Here is a 14,024-nt window from a genome sequence, read left to right on the forward strand (position 1 = left end):
CCCGCCGCCCGCGAATCTGCTAGCGTGGGGCCTTCGCATCCGGGGAGCGAAGACCGCCATGACCTATTGCGTCGGCATGCTGGTGGACAAGGGCCTGGCGATGATCGCCGACACCCGCACCAATGCGGGCGTGGACAACATCTCGTCCTATCGCAAGCTTCACACCTGGTCTGTCCCGGGCGAGCGGGTTCTGGCGGTCTGCACGGCGGGCAGCCTGTCGGTCACCCAGACCGCCCTGGCCCGGGTTCGTGAGGGGATCGTCCTTCCAGATTCCGACGCGCCGGAAACGCTGGAGACCGCCCCCACCCTGTTCCGCGCGGCCCAGATCCTGGGTCACGCCCTGGCGACGGTGCGGGCCACGATCAACACCCCCCCGACGCCGGCCGCCGACGGGCTGAACGTCAACGCCTCCATCCTCCTGGGCGGACAGATCGCCGGCGGCGCCCCGGGGCTCTACCTCATTTACGGCCAGGGCAATTTCATCGCCTGCGGGCGCGACACCCCCTATCTGCAGATCGGCGAGCTGAAGTACGGCAAGCCGATCCTGGACCGAGCCCTGAGGGCCGACACCCCGCTGTCCGAAGCGGTCAAGCTCGGGCTGATCTCCTTCGACTCGACCATCCGGTCCAACATCGCCGTCGGTCCGCCGCTGGACCTCATCCTCATCCCCCGCGACGCCCTGGCCGGCGAGGAGCGGCGGCTGGAGGCCGACGATCCCTATTTCCGGGATCTCGGCCGTCGCTGGTCCGAGGCGCTTGCCGCCGCCCACCGGGCCATGCCCAATCCGCCGTGGCTTGAGGACGCCTCAACCGCCGCCGGAACAGGGGCCGCCGGCGGGCGTTGAGCGGCCGGCGACACTGACGGACCCTCCCATGAAACTGCGTGTGCGGGCCGCTTTGGCCTACAGCTTCGTTCCCCCGACGGACGCCATCTACAAGATCCAGGCGGCGCGCTGGCCCGGTCAGGACATCGTCAGCGAGACCCTGACCCTCGATCCGCCGGTCGCCTGCCTCGAGGACCTCGACCCCGAATTCGGCGCGCGGACCCTGCGCTGCCACCTCTCCGGCGAAGTGACCCTGACCTATGAGGCGGTTGTCGACAACGGCCGGCTCAAGCCCCTCCGGCCCGAGCTGGTCCAGGCCGACTGGGGCGACCTGCCCGCCGAGGTGCTGCCCTTTCTCTCGCCCAGCCGCTACTGCCCCTCCGACCAGTTCGGCCGGTTCGCGTCACGCGAGTTCGGCGACACGGTCGGCGGGGCCCGGGTCCAGGCCATCCTCGACTGGATCGGCGCCAATATCGACTATGAGCACGGGGTGTCCGACACCGACACGACCGCGGCCCGCACCCTGATCGACCGGGCGGGCGTGTGCCGGGACTTCACCCACCTCGGCATCACCCTGTGCCGCGCCTCCGGCATTCCCGCCCGCGCCGTCAGCGCCTACGCCCACGAACTCGAGCCCCCGGACTTCCACGCCGTCTTCGAGGTCTGGCTGGACGGCGGCTGGTGGCTGGTCGATCCCACCGGCCTGGCGCCCGTGGAGGGCCTTGTGCGGATCGCCTGCGGCCGGGACGCGGCCGACATCGCCTTCCTGACCACGCGCGGACCCTGCACGATGGTGAGCCAGAGCATCACCGCCCAGCCCGCCTGAGGCGGACGCCGGCGCGCCCGCCTGCGGGTCAGGCCCGACCTCCAGGCCGAACGGACCTTTCCTATCGCGCCAGCACCGACGCCCCGCCGAACACCACCTGGCGGCGCAGGTCGCCGCCGAAGAGGCCGTAGAGCATGGGCAGGTCCGGCCGGCCGGCGGCGTCGAGGGCGGCGAGATGGCCCGGACTCAGGCGCAGGTCGATCGTGGCGATGTTGTCCGCCAGCTGTGAGACGCGGCTGACGCCCACCAAAGCTCTCGGATGCTGTTTCCGGACGTTCCAACAATGCTCAAAAACGTGCTAAATAACACATAGATAAGCGAATTATGATTTCACACGCCCCCACGATCGGCATCTTCTCATGGAGAGGCTGGCGAACGCCCGGGTGACCGAAGAGCGCGCGCGAGATCATGAGCAGCCCCGAGGCGCACCGCGTCTTCATGGCCGAAATCACCATTGGCCTGGGATCCTATGCGAAGGGCCCACGGCCCTGACGCGTGGGCTCCGGCGTCGTCGGCTTGACCGCAAAGGGTCAAAAGCGGGCATTGCTCCCCAACCCCGAAGACCGACGTCCGTGCAGCGCCGAGGGACCTTGAGTCCTATCGCGAGACGTTCGGTTTGAGATTGGACTATCCGATGCTCCGCCTTACTAGCGCGCTAGATATGAAATGGCGAAGCCGATCGGTCTTGGCGCTTAAGGGCGGCGACCTGCAAACGTCCATCCGAACCAGCGGGCGCCGAAGGCTAACGGCTAGTCTTCAGCGGACGAGGCGTCACGGGGCCGCCGTAGTCTTACTTCCTGTGCAAGCGGAAAGCCTGCACCGGAATCCGTCGGCAAGATAGCTGGCCGCGAACTCCCCCTGCAGCTTTCCCCTTAGGCTCTTTGCGATCAGTTCCGAGCCGAAGCCGGTCCTCGACACGGGCTTCACCGGGGGCCCGCCACGCTCGACCCAGTCCAGGGTGATCGTGTCTCCGGACTGGACCCATTCGACGTCGAGGCGTCCGCCGGGCGCGCTGAGCCCGCCGTACTTTGCGGCGTTCGTGGCCAGCTCGTGAAAAATCATGCCGAGCGCCAGGGCGTGTTCCGAGGCCATCGACACCGCCGGACCCCTCAGCCGGACCTGGTCGCTGGCGTAGGGCGAGAGCTCGGCTTCGAGCAGTTGCCGGACGTCAGCCTTCTCCCAGCCCTGGGCCGTCAGCAGGTCCTGTGTCTTAGACAGCGCGACGATCCGCGCCTGAAAGGAGTCGACGAAGGCGGGCATGGAGGTCGCACGGCGGGCCGACAGCGCGGCGACCGCCTGGATTGTCGCGAGCGTGTTCTTGACCCTATGGTTCAGCTCATTGATCAGAAGCTGCTGCTGACGCTGGCTCTCCTCCAGAGCTTGCAGGGACTCTTCCCTATCGGTCAGGTCGAGCAGCACGCCCGCGATGCGAAGCGCTCGGCCCCGCCGATCGCGAACCACGCGGCCGCGCAAGCCCGCCCACCGTCCGTTCCGGAGACGATACTCGGCGCGGTAGGTGCGACCGGAGCTCCGGGCGATGTCGAGCATTTCGTCTTGCCTGAGCTGGGCGTCCGGCGACAGGGTGCTGCGCCAGACGTCCTGGCTCATCGGGGCGGCCGGATCCAGACCCAGGAGGCGCTTCGTGCGCTCGGACGCCTGGAGGCGCCCGGTGCGGAAATCGACCTCCCAATAGCCCACGTCGCCGGCGTCGAGCACGCTCAGCAGGGCCTGCCTCTCGTCAAGGAGGGAGGCCGCGAGCACCGTGAGGACGGCCAGTCCGGTCCCGGCCGCGATCGCGACAGCCAGAACGACGGGATCGGTCCCCGGCGGCGCCCCGGGAAGTCCGGTCGGCGTGAGCACCAGCGCGGCCATGGCGGTATAGTGCATGCCCACAATGGCGAGGCCGAGAATGACGGCGGCGACGCTCCGCCACAGGAGGGAGCGTCGCCGTCGGGCGGCCCACAGGGCGGCGGTCGACGCCGCGATGGCGATGGCTATGGACGCCAGCACATATTGCGGCCGATAGCCGAGCGACGCGGCCGTTCTGAGCGCGGCCATGCCGACGTAGTGCATGGCGCAGATGGAAAGGCCCATCGCTGCGCCTGCGGCCAGAAGCCGGGCCGCCCCGCCCGATCCCATCACCGCCATGAAAAAGGCGGCGGCCGTGCCCCCGACCGCCAGGACCAGGGACCCGGCGGTGAGGCCGGGATCGTAACCGACGGGCGATCCCGGATCGAAGCCGAGCATGGCGATGAAATGCATCGACCAGATGCTCACACCCATGACGAGCGAGACGATGATGAGCCAGGTCAGACGGGCGCGGCCGGCCTGGATTCGAACCCGTTCGAACAGATCCAGCGCTGTCCAGGATCCTGCGATCGCGACGCCGACGGAGAGACCGACGAAGATCAGGCTGTGATGATGCTGCACGCGCGCCCTGCGACAAACCCCGAGCCGACCTTAGGCGCCTTGTCAGCCCCTTCCAAGACCCCGAGGCCAAGCTTGGAAAGCGAGGGAGGCGGCTCGCCTCAGCGTGGCGGACCGCCCGCACGCCATGTCAGTCGGGCGACGGTCCCGACGTCGGCGGGTTCAAGGCTCCAGCGACCGTCCAACTGCCGGCTCAGCGCATGGATGATCTTCAGGCCGAGGCTGTCCTTGACCGCCTGCTGGTCACGCCCCACGCCCACTCCGTCGTCGCCAACGATCAGGGTGCGGACTCCGTCTTCATCCGAAAGGCTGATTCGTATCCGGCCGGGCCGGTTCGGAAAGGCATGCTCAAGCGCATTGTTCACGCATTCAAGCATGATCAGGACGACCGGCGTGGCCTCCTCAGCCGAAAGCACCACACCGTCGCCGGAGATCTGCAGGACCACGTCGTCGCGGGCGGCGGCTTGCAGCGCGTCACGCGCGACCTGTCGCGCAAGCGTTTCGAACGCCGTCGCCTGCTGATCGGCGTCCGCCAGGCTGCGCTGGATCCGGGCGATCAGCGCGGTGCGGGCGGAGGCGTTGGCGAGGGCCCGGCGAGCCCCTGGATCGGTGGTTCCGCGCGACTCGACGCTAAGCAAGGCGCTGACGACCTGGATGTTGTTCGAGACGCGGTGCTGCACCTCCTTCAACAGGATGTCACGGCTGCGGGCGAGCGCTGCATTGCGCTCCACCTCGCGACCCAGACGCCGCGACGCGCCGTCCATGCCTGTAATGAAGAAGATGTCGATCGCCACGACGAAGACGTAGAAGGCGATCGCCACGAGCGTGGCAAAGCCGAGATCGAAGCCGGGTGGACCGATCCAGAACCACCAGGCCGACAGGCCCGACAGTGCGGCGGTCAGGATCGCGGGCCGGAGCCCGGCGTAATAGGCGACCAGCACCACCGCCGGGAAAAAGGTCAGATAGGGGAAGCCGGGCGGGAACCAGGGCGCGAGGCCGTAGCGGAGCCCGAAAGCCGCAGCCCAGGCAGCGAAGGCCAGGCCATATCCACGCCACGCCGGGGTTCGAAAGATGTCGCGGTGCATGCAGGTCCCACAAACGCGGGGGCGCCTGTCGGCGCCTATTATCGACACGGGCCAGCTCAAGTCCAGAGACGCCTTCCGGTCTTTCTCTGCGCGGGTGGACCTTTGCAAATCGTCGTGCTTTTCCCTTGTCGGAGCATCAATCGACGAAACAGGAAAATCCAATGCAGGATGATGAGGCTTCGGGCCAGCCTGCGGACGGTCAGCTTGAGACGCCCAATGAGACTCTGATGGGGCGTTTGGGCAAACAGCACTGGAAGCAGAGCGTCATCCACCACGACGGGCTGGACGATCGCGGGGGCGTCTTCTTCGCTGCCCTGGAGATGACCCGGATGCCCATGATCCTCACGGATCCCAGGCAGGCCGACAACCCGATCGTCTTCGCCAACAACGCCTTTCTGGATCTGACCGGATACGAACCGCCCGAAATCATCGGTCGGAACTGTCGTTTCCTCCAAGGCGCGGAAACCGACGCGGACTCGATCGCGGAGCTTCGCCGGGCTATCGCGGCCCGCGAAGCGATCGCGCTCGAAATTCTCAACTATCGAAGGGACGGCTCGCCGTTCTGGAACGCGGTCTTCATCGGCCCGGTGTACGGTCCGGATCAAGAGCTGCTCTACTTCTTCGCCAGTCAGCTGGATGTGACGGCCCGCCGGGAGGCGCAGCAGCAGACGGCCCAGTCACAGAAGATGGAGGCGATCGGGCAGCTGACCGCAGGCCTCGCCCATGACTTCAACAACATCCTGCAGATCATTGACGGCAGCCTGGAGCGGATAGATTCGAAGCGGGATCAGCCCGCCGTCCTTGATCGCTTCCTGAACGCCGCCCGGACGGCCGCCCAGAGAGGCGCTTCACTCACCCGCCAGTTGCTGGCCTTCGCCCGTCGCAGCCGACTGGAGCCGAAAGCGGTCGAGGTCGGCGCGCTCGTCAACGGGTTCGCCGAGCTGCTGGACAGCACTTCGGGGCCCGGCTGCACCCTGCAACTGAACCTTCAGCGCCGCCTGCCGTCGGTAAAGGTCGATCCGATCGTGCTGGAGACCGCGCTCATCAATCTGGTGATCAATGCGCGCGACGCTTTGGGCGGAGAAGGCGAAATCACCCTCGCGGTCAAGAAGGTCGTGCTCGGCGAGGGCGCGCGGGGCGGGCTGGTTGCGGGCGACTACGTTTCGATCGAGGTGATCGACGAAGGGCCGGGCATGCCGACGGAGGTCCGGGACCGGGCCGTCGAGCCGTTCTTCACCACCAAGCCCACAGGCAAGGGCACGGGTCTGGGCCTGGCCATGGCGCACGGTTTCGCCTCGCAATCGGGCGGGTTTCTGGAGATCGAGTCAGAGGTCAATCAGGGCACGGTCGTCAGGCTCCTCCTCCCGGCCGTGGATCCGCGAGCCGTCAACGAGCCGGAACCGTCCGGCTTCCAGGCCCGGCCCGTCAATCTGACGGCCGCGCCTCGTATTCTTCTGGTGGAGGATGAAGAAGAGATCGCCGGGATGTCCGCAGAGATCCTCACCGACCTCGGATACCGGGTCACGGTGGCGCATAACGCCGAGCGGGCGCTGGACCTCTTCAAGACTTCGCTCGAGACCCGGGCGTTCGATCTCGTGTTTTCCGACGTCGTCATGCCCGGCGAGATGAACGGCGTCGCGCTTGCGCAGGAGATCCATCGGCTCAGTCCCGCCACGCCAATCCTCATGACGACGGGCTACAACGACCAGATGGCGCTCGACGGACCGCAGCCCGAGGCCATGGATGTGCTGGGCAAACCCTATAAACCCGCCGACCTCATCGACCGGGTCCAGGCCGCATTGCGCAACGGCGCCCGGACCGGTCCGGGACGGGAGCGTTCAGATTTCGGACACGCCGAAGCCTGACCGCACGGTCGGGGCCGCTGGCCTGCATCGACCTCCGCTGATCGCGGAAAGGGCGGAGGACCGATTGACTCCGACCAGCCTCATGCGCTGGGCGCACGGCAGGGCCTGACCCGCAATCTTGCCGACCCTATCGATCCTGGGTGTGCGCCCCCTTGGTCATAGGTGAAGCGACGCACCTCGACCCCGGCGTCCAGCGGCAGGTCAATCTGTGCCACCTCCCCCTCGGCGTCGACGGCCATAACGCTGGCGCCGACAGATCGCCTCTCGCAGGGTCGAAACGGTCGTCCAGCGCACAGAGGTCGCTCAAATCCTCCTGCGCTGCCGCGGCGGCCGGCGAAAGGGCGATCAGCGACAGGCCCAGCACCCGGACAAGGTTCGGGCCGCCTCAGCGATCCGCGAGGTAGGGCGAAGGATCGACAAGGGTCAGCCAGGGGGTGTCCTCGATCAGTTGCGCCAGGGTGGGCACGTGTCCGTAGCCGAAGAAGACCACGACGCGGCGGGCCTGCCCGCCGCTTTCCTCAACCTCACGCAGCAGGTTCTGGAAGATGAAGATGTTGCGGCCGTACCAGTTGTGGATGGTGTGGGCGCCGCCCTGATTTTCACCGGACCAAAGCCGGATGAGGTGACGGACATAGTAGTCGTGGTTTTCGGTGAGGCTCTCCGGCGAATTCAGATGCGCCAGATAGTCGCCGACGCTGAGCGCGCTGAGGCGCTCCGCCTGCCGGGCGACGACGTCCTGGCCATAGGCTTGGATCTCGGCCTTCAGCGACAAAAGGCGGGCGTCGCCCTGCGCCTCGGCGGCGATCTGCTCGTCCGCGACGAAGGGCATGTCGACGTCGATCGCGGCCACGCGGTCGTGGCCCAGGGCGTCCGCCAGCCGGAAACCCAACTGAGCGATCTCATTGCGGTTGTCGCGCCCGCCGCCTTCCCGGTAGCGGTCGTACAGAGCATCGAGCCGGGCTGCATCGTCACGCGTCCACTCCACCAGGACCAGATCGGGGCTCCACGCCGCAAGGCGGGCGGTGACGGCTGCAATTTCGGCCTGCCGCCTCTCCGCCAGCACATCGTCAGCCTCGAAATTGTGCTGGTCCGCCCCGGGATTGTGCATGTGGTAGACGCCGACAAGCATCACGTCCGCCACAGGCTGAGGACGGAGGGCGGCCGGCCGGGCCTCCGGCTCACCTCGGATCGCCCCCGCACTCGCCGCCCCGCCGGAACACCACGCCGCCGCCAGCGCCATTGCAATCAAACCCAAATGCCGTCTCATGGTCCTGCCCTGTGGAATGATCCGTAAACTTTTACATACAGACAGGGCCGACGCAAAGCTAAGGCGAGGCATGGCGCGGGAACCGGACAAGGCTGCGGATTTTGTGCAGAGCGAAGGCGTGCCTTTCCTGGCGCACCTACTTCGCCGACTGTCCGACCGGCTCGTGGACGGATTTTCCGACTGGTACCCCCAGTACGGCGTCCTGGCCCCCGTTCGCACGGCCTCGACCATGCGCCTGCTTTACAGAAGGGGCGGCCTGCCGGTGACCGTCATTGCGCAGGAAATCCATCAGTCGCATCCCCTCGCCATCAGCTGGATCAAGCAGCTGTCCCAGCTTGGATTGGTGTCCGCCGCCCGCGATCCTTCCGACGGCCGCAAGTCGATCATCACCCTGACCCAGACAGGCCGAAAGGATGTGGAGCGCATGCTAAAGGCGGATGCGATCATCCTGGCTGCCTATGAGGACCTGTTCTGCGAAGCCGATGCGGACGTCTTTGAAGCCTTGTGGAGACTGGAGGCGGCGTGCCGCCGTCAAGGGATGGGCGATCGACTTCGCGCCGCACAGCAGAAGACGCGCCGCTGACGGAGGGGGGGCGCCGGTGGGTTGGCGCATCAGGTTCCCTTTGGGAGAGGCAGACGTGAGAACCGCGAACCGGCGCCGATGACCGCCATTGCGTTTTCCGGACCACGGGCAAGCGCCCCTCCTGGAGCTCCAGCTCTAGAGAATCCAGCGATTCCATTCATCTCCGACGACTTTGAGGGCTCACAGGCTCGACACAAGACGCATGAGCTCCGCCTGTCGGTGCACGCCCGTTTTTGACATCACGGCGCGCAGCTGAACCCGAACGGTGTGAACCGACAGGCCCAGACGGCGCGCGACAAGCGGGAGGCTTCCGCCGCAGGCCAGCTCGCCGACCAGCCGAGCCTCGGCCGGGGAAAGATCAAACAGGGCGCGGAGGACATCAGGCCGTGGGAGGGCGCGGGGTCTGGTCGGCGACGCCACCAGCACGATGTGGCCGTCGCCGAACAGGTCCCGCCCTCGGCCCCGGACCGGCAGCAGGTGAATGAGGACGGGCGGGCAGTCGGCGGCGCCCGCGATGGGAATGGATGTCGCCGGCCCGTCTTCGCCCAGGCCGATACGGGCCAAGACGAGCTTGAGCCGATCGTTTTTCAGCCGATCGGCGAGCGCAAGGCCGCCGAACGCGGTCGGGATAAGGGCTCCAGGAATCCGGTCCAGCAAGCCGTTGCTGGCGACAACACGGCCTCTGCGATCGATCACGGCGGCCGGAAGGCCAAGGCGGCCCAGGGCGTCGACCATGCTGCGCGCCATTTCCAGGCGCAGTCGCGCAGCGACCATCACGGACCGGACCAGATGGGGGCGCAGGGCGTCCAGGCCAGCCGCTTCCACCGGATCGTAATCTCCCAGCTCGCGTGCACGGGCCACCATGAACCCGGCCATGTCCCCGTCGCCCAACGACAGCATGCTCGTCAGGCAGTCGCCCAGGCCGAGGTCGTAAAGCTGGCTGACAGCCGGATCGGCGGCCAGTTCTGACGCGGTGAAGGCCGCCGTGAAGGGCGTAAACTCCGCGTGACCGTTCTGCAGCGCCCAGGTGACGGCCGGGCTCCGCTTCCAGCGCTCCGAGATGAAGTCCCGATCGGTCTGAGGCGGTATGTTGTATCCCGTCGCCACCGGATCGGACCCGGCGGGGAAAACAAGCATGACGGCCTGCGTGGATCGACTGGGGGCGCACATGGCCCGGAGGGCCTCCGGCCACTGCTCAGGCGCCCACGCCGCTTCATACAGCTGGTCGATCACATCCATGCGGTTCAGCCGATCGCCCGTGGCGGATTTGCCTGAGCCATAGCCCAATTGAGGTATTCGCGCCACGCAGCACGTCTTTAGGGTCGGCTACCGAAAGCCCGTTCCTGCCGACCGGAGGCCTCATGAAACGCGCAGCGGCTCGATCACCGGCAGCAGGCTCTCAAGGGCATGTCGCCAAGCGGCCGACAGCCGACCCCTTGGATGCACTTCATCCGCCTTCGCTGCTTGCGGGCTCAGCTTTTTTGGAGAGATGACCATGTTGTTCTTCGCCTTGATCGCGGCCGTTCAGGCCGGCTCGCCGGCTGCACAGGCCTTGGACCGCACTGCCGGACCGGCTGCCGTACTGGTCGGAAACAGCCTTGAGGTCCGGTACGGCGCCAATGTCGTGCTTCAGAGCTTCGCAGCAGATGGAACGTTCAAGATCCAAACGCCCGATGGTGCGCGCGGGAGCGGCGACTGGCTCGCCGATGACCGCCACCTGTGTTGGATCACCAGGGTCCCGGCTCTCCCGCCCGGCCAGAACCTCCGTTGCGAGACCATGTTCCCGGACAAGAAGGTCGGGGACACCTGGACCCAGATGGACAGCTATGGCGACGAGGCCACGGTGACCCTGATCGCCGGGGACCGACTCGCCACCCCCTAGTCCAGATCAGCCGGCAGCGGCCGGAGGGCCGCAAGCCGGGCAGCAGCCATGGTGCACGCATGCAGACTGATGAGGCGACCACAGCCCCCACCCATCCTGCCGCCCTCGATGGCCGCAGGACTCTGGACTGCCCAGCCCGGCGTCGGCTTATCGGGAATCTCGGGGGCGCCCTGACGATTCTTGCGGCGCCGGCGCTTGCCCGGGCTCAGGATATCCCGCCGATCCGGCCAGCGACGGTGTTCCAGCCGGAGGGGCCCTTCTATCCTTATGATGACATGCCCAGCGACCAGGACGCCGACCTGGTTCGAGTGGCGGGCCTGGACGCCCAGGCGCAGGGGCAGGTGACCCATCTGACAGGCGTCGTCCATGGTCAACTCGGCGAGCCCGTCGGATCAGCTCTTGTGGAGATCTGGCAGTGCGACCACACGGGTCGATACCTCCATCGCGATGATCCCAACCGCGACCGACCCCGAGATCCGGGCTTCCAGGGGTACGGCAGGACGCTTACCGATCAGGGGGGCGCCTTCCGGTTCCGAACCCTGAAGCCGGTCCCCTATTCGTCGCCGTCGCCCTGGGGCCCGATCCATCGCGCGCCGCACATCCATGTCGCTGTCTCGACGCGTGGCGTCCGGCGCCTGACAACCCAGCTGTATGTCGCAGGCGATCCCGGCAATGAGACGGACTTCGCCCTCCTGCTCATGGCGAGCCCCGTTCAGCGGCAAGGGATCATTCGCCCCTATGTGCCTCGGAACGATATCGAGAGCGGGGCCCTGGCGGCCCATTATGATCTCGTAATCGCGATCTGATCTGTCGCGCCTCGCCGACAGGCCATCCTTCATTATGGAATGCCTGCCATCGGCGTCCCTACGGAGCGGCGGCCTCTATGCGGAGAGCACTGCGCCACTGACGTCAGGTCGCTGGCCGCCTTCCTGACGGCCCGAGCGCCAGACAGGCCCAAAACGCTTGGTCCTTCATTAGGAACATCTCCTGACGCCCTGAACGTCCCTGCAGACACCGGCCCCAAGGATGCCTGACGAGCTGTCCATCGCGCTCGAAGTTCGCGCTCCGGCGGCCGGTCAAGCATCGCTCGGCGCCGAGCGATGCTACGAAAGGCGGCGGGATCTACCCGGGCTCCCTGAGACGTCTGACGGGCGCCCTGCTCGCCTCTCCCTTCCTCTCCGCGCCGGAGCCGCCCCATCGACAAGGCGGCCTGGGTCGGTGCGCTCGAGGGTCGCGCTTGACCCAGGCGCAACAGAGTGCAGGCTTAAGACATGGGGCGTTTTCTTGATGAAGTGCGCGATGATCATCCGGCCTATCGGCTGGAGTCGGGAGACGACGGCCTCACGCTCATCCGTAGACGGGGGCGGGAGGACGAATTCAATCGATTGGCCCGCTCGCTCATCGACGGCGGACACGACGACGTCGTCGTCTTCCCCACGCCGGACGACGAAGGTTATGAGAGGGTGTTCGTCGTCCCTCTTTGAGCCACGCCCATCAGATCAGCCGCCGCCTGAAGGGCGGAGACGCCCCTCGAGATCTGCACTGCGGCCGGACCGCTTATACCCGAGCCGTCGAGGACCACGCGACTACAGCGTCGAATTCCAACGGGCGTTGGGCCCCGGTTTGAACCGGCCGACGACGATGAGCCCGTCGGGCCTGAAATCCCGCTCGAGGCCGCCGTTCAGCTCATGCTTGACGAGGCGGTCGATCAGACGGCTTCCGAATCCCGTCCGCTCCGGGGGGCGCACGGGCGGCCCGCCCCGCTCGCGCCAGGTCAGCGCCACCTCCTCGCCTTCGAGCGTCCAGGTCAGATCGACCCGTCCCTGAGGCCGCGACAGGGCCCCGTACTTCAGACTGTTCGTCGTCAGCTCATGCAGACACATGCATAGGGCCAGCGCCGCCTCCGGAGGCAGCAGAACCGAAGGACCGGTCATGCAAACCTGTTCTGGCCCGCTGGGGCCGCCGCAGCGGGCCGCGACTTGGCGAATGTCCACGGCCGACCAGGTGGTTTGGGTGAGGAGGTCATGCGCCGCCGCCAAGGCGCCCAGGCGCTGTTCGAATTTCGACTGCAGCTCGCGCTCCGCGCCCCTGAAGGTCTGAGCCGAGAGGGACTGGATCGTCGCCAGGGTGTTTTTGACGCGGTGGTTGAGCTCATTGATCAGGAGCATCTGCCGTTCCTGGCGCCGCAGGAGCTCGGCGGACGCCTCGCTGAGCGCGGCCTGAATGCGGTCCAGGTTGACGACCCGGACAGGCTGTCGAGCCACGAGCCGCCCAGCGGCGATGGACCGAGCGTCCTGCTCCAGGGCGCGAATGTCGGCGGACAGGGCCTGGCTCTGCCTGCGCGCCGCCCACAGGCTCGCGGCCCCCAGAGCCGCCAGCAGGAGGATCAGGGCCAGGGCGTTCAGCCAGACAGGCTGCAGTACGAAGGCGCGGGGCATGACCACCATGGTCGTCCAACCGGAGAGCCTGGACTGATGGTAGGCCACGACCGTAGGCAGCCCCTCGAAAGATCGACTGGCGGTGACGCCTTCGGGCGCCTCGGTCATTGCGGCGATCATGGGTTCTGTCGCGGAGCGACCCACGAACCGTTCGAAATGCCGGGATCGCGAAACCACGTGTCGACGCGTGTCCACCAGGGTCACCATCGCCGCGTCGGGAAGCCCCCACGACGCCTGCTCTGACAGGAAGATGCGGGGGTCGATCCACAACTGTACGACGACGTCCCGGGTCGTGTCGGGGGCGGGCGCTGAGATCACGACGGCGGGCGGCCCGTCCGGCCCGGCAACCAGGTCCGAAACCGTCGTACGCTGATGGGCGGACCTGGGATGCGAGGCGCTCTGTGCGACCGGATCCGCCTGCTGCGCGGCAGATCCGGCGGACGGCGCCGGAGGTCCAGGAAACGGGCCATCCGCGCCGCCGACCCTGGCGAGCACCCCTGCTGGAAGCTCGGCGCGCTCGATGCGGCGGTCCAGCCGCGCCCAGTCTCCAGCGGCGACCGCGTCCGATTCCGCAAGCGTCTCGGCGGTCGCCGACAGGGTCGCCAGCTGGAGATCGACCGCGGCGGAGGCCGAGCGCGCGCTCGCCAGCAGGGCGAATTCCTGGGCGCGCCGGACCTCGAAAATGTTGAGGCCGAGGAGGACCGCCAAGGCCAGGACGCCCGGCAGGAACACCGCCGCCGCGAATATCGCAAGCCGTCCCTCGATGGATTGGACCGCAGCCATCAGAGCTCTCCTCCGGCTCAGCCCCCGGGAAGCCGCCTATCCGGA

General features: G+C 67.2%; 13 protein-coding genes. 7 read left to right on the forward strand and 6 right to left on the reverse strand.

Annotated elements, in window-relative coordinates:
* The first annotated feature begins 58 nt into the window (after positions 1 to 58).
* Together E4M01_RS10060 and E4M01_RS10065 are read left to right on the forward strand one after the other, a co-directional pair.
* A complete protein-coding gene (locus tag E4M01_RS10060; RefSeq protein WP_135062890.1) occupies positions 59 to 844 on the forward strand; it encodes a peptidase in 786 nt (261 codons plus the stop codon).
* Between the two features lie 28 nt (positions 845 to 872).
* A complete protein-coding gene (locus tag E4M01_RS10065) occupies positions 873 to 1,649 on the forward strand; it encodes a transglutaminase family protein (protein ID WP_135062888.1) in 777 nt (258 codons plus the stop codon).
* Between the two features lie 61 nt (positions 1,650 to 1,710).
* On the opposite strand, the gene E4M01_RS10070 is transcribed toward E4M01_RS10065, so the two are convergent.
* The 3 genes from E4M01_RS10070 to E4M01_RS10080 all read right to left on the reverse strand — a co-directional run bounded on the left by E4M01_RS10070 (position 1,711) and on the right by E4M01_RS10080 (position 5,161).
* Complete coding sequence (locus tag E4M01_RS10070; protein ID WP_135062885.1) at positions 1,711 to 1,896, reverse strand: hypothetical protein; 186 nt, start codon at positions 1,894 to 1,896, stop codon at positions 1,711 to 1,713.
* A gap of 524 nt (positions 1,897 to 2,420) precedes the next feature.
* Positions 2,421 to 4,079: an MHYT domain-containing protein gene (locus E4M01_RS10075; protein WP_135062878.1), complete on the reverse strand. Its 1,659-nt coding sequence runs from the start codon at positions 4,077 to 4,079 to the stop codon at positions 2,421 to 2,423.
* A 98-nt stretch (positions 4,080 to 4,177) separates the two neighbouring features.
* The gene (locus E4M01_RS10080; protein WP_135062876.1) at positions 4,178 to 5,161 is read right to left on the reverse strand and encodes a sensor histidine kinase; all 984 of its coding nucleotides are present in this window, start codon (positions 5,159 to 5,161) and stop codon (positions 4,178 to 4,180) included.
* 161 nt (positions 5,162 to 5,322) lie between these two features.
* On the opposite strand from E4M01_RS10080, the gene E4M01_RS10085 reads away from it, so the two are divergent.
* Entirely contained in the window at positions 5,323 to 7,026 is a 1,704-nt protein-coding gene (locus tag E4M01_RS10085) for a response regulator (RefSeq protein ID WP_135062874.1), read from the forward strand.
* A gap of 385 nt (positions 7,027 to 7,411) precedes the next feature.
* Here the strand turns inward: E4M01_RS10085 and E4M01_RS10090 are convergent, their stop codons facing one another.
* Entirely contained in the window at positions 7,412 to 8,281 is an 870-nt protein-coding gene (locus E4M01_RS10090; protein WP_135062873.1) for a DUF5694 domain-containing protein, read from the reverse strand.
* A gap of 82 nt (positions 8,282 to 8,363) precedes the next feature.
* Between E4M01_RS10090 and E4M01_RS10095 the strand changes: the two genes are divergently transcribed.
* Complete coding sequence (locus E4M01_RS10095) at positions 8,364 to 8,876, forward strand: MarR family winged helix-turn-helix transcriptional regulator (protein WP_135062871.1); 513 nt, start codon at positions 8,364 to 8,366, stop codon at positions 8,874 to 8,876.
* 180 nt (positions 8,877 to 9,056) lie between these two features.
* On the opposite strand, the gene E4M01_RS10100 is transcribed toward E4M01_RS10095, so the two are convergent.
* Positions 9,057 to 10,181, reverse strand: coding sequence for a helix-turn-helix transcriptional regulator (locus tag E4M01_RS10100; RefSeq protein WP_135062869.1), 1,125 nt, complete (start codon positions 10,179 to 10,181; stop codon positions 9,057 to 9,059).
* Between the two features lie 190 nt (positions 10,182 to 10,371).
* On the opposite strand from E4M01_RS10100, the gene E4M01_RS10105 reads away from it, so the two are divergent.
* The 3 genes from E4M01_RS10105 to E4M01_RS10115 all read left to right on the forward strand — a co-directional run bounded on the left by E4M01_RS10105 (position 10,372) and on the right by E4M01_RS10115 (position 12,242).
* Positions 10,372 to 10,758: a hypothetical protein gene (locus E4M01_RS10105; protein ID WP_135062867.1), complete on the forward strand. Its 387-nt coding sequence runs from the start codon at positions 10,372 to 10,374 to the stop codon at positions 10,756 to 10,758.
* A gap of 59 nt (positions 10,759 to 10,817) precedes the next feature.
* Positions 10,818 to 11,564 (forward strand): protocatechuate 3,4-dioxygenase, encoded by a 747-nt coding sequence (locus E4M01_RS10110; RefSeq protein ID WP_135062865.1) that lies wholly within the window; start codon positions 10,818 to 10,820, stop codon positions 11,562 to 11,564.
* Between the two features lie 465 nt (positions 11,565 to 12,029).
* The gene (locus tag E4M01_RS10115; protein ID WP_135062863.1) at positions 12,030 to 12,242 is read left to right on the forward strand and encodes a hypothetical protein; all 213 of its coding nucleotides are present in this window, start codon (positions 12,030 to 12,032) and stop codon (positions 12,240 to 12,242) included.
* Between the two features lie 102 nt (positions 12,243 to 12,344).
* Here E4M01_RS10115 and E4M01_RS10120 read toward each other — a convergent pair whose 3' ends face one another.
* On the reverse strand, positions 12,345 to 13,979 hold the full coding sequence (locus E4M01_RS10120) for a sensor histidine kinase (RefSeq protein WP_135062861.1): 1,635 nt from the start codon (positions 13,977 to 13,979) through the stop codon (positions 12,345 to 12,347).
* Positions 13,980 to 14,024 lie beyond the last annotated feature (45 nt).

It is taken from the genome of Brevundimonas sp. MF30-B (assembly GCF_004683885.1).
GTDB lineage: Bacteria > Pseudomonadota > Alphaproteobacteria > Caulobacterales > Caulobacteraceae > Brevundimonas.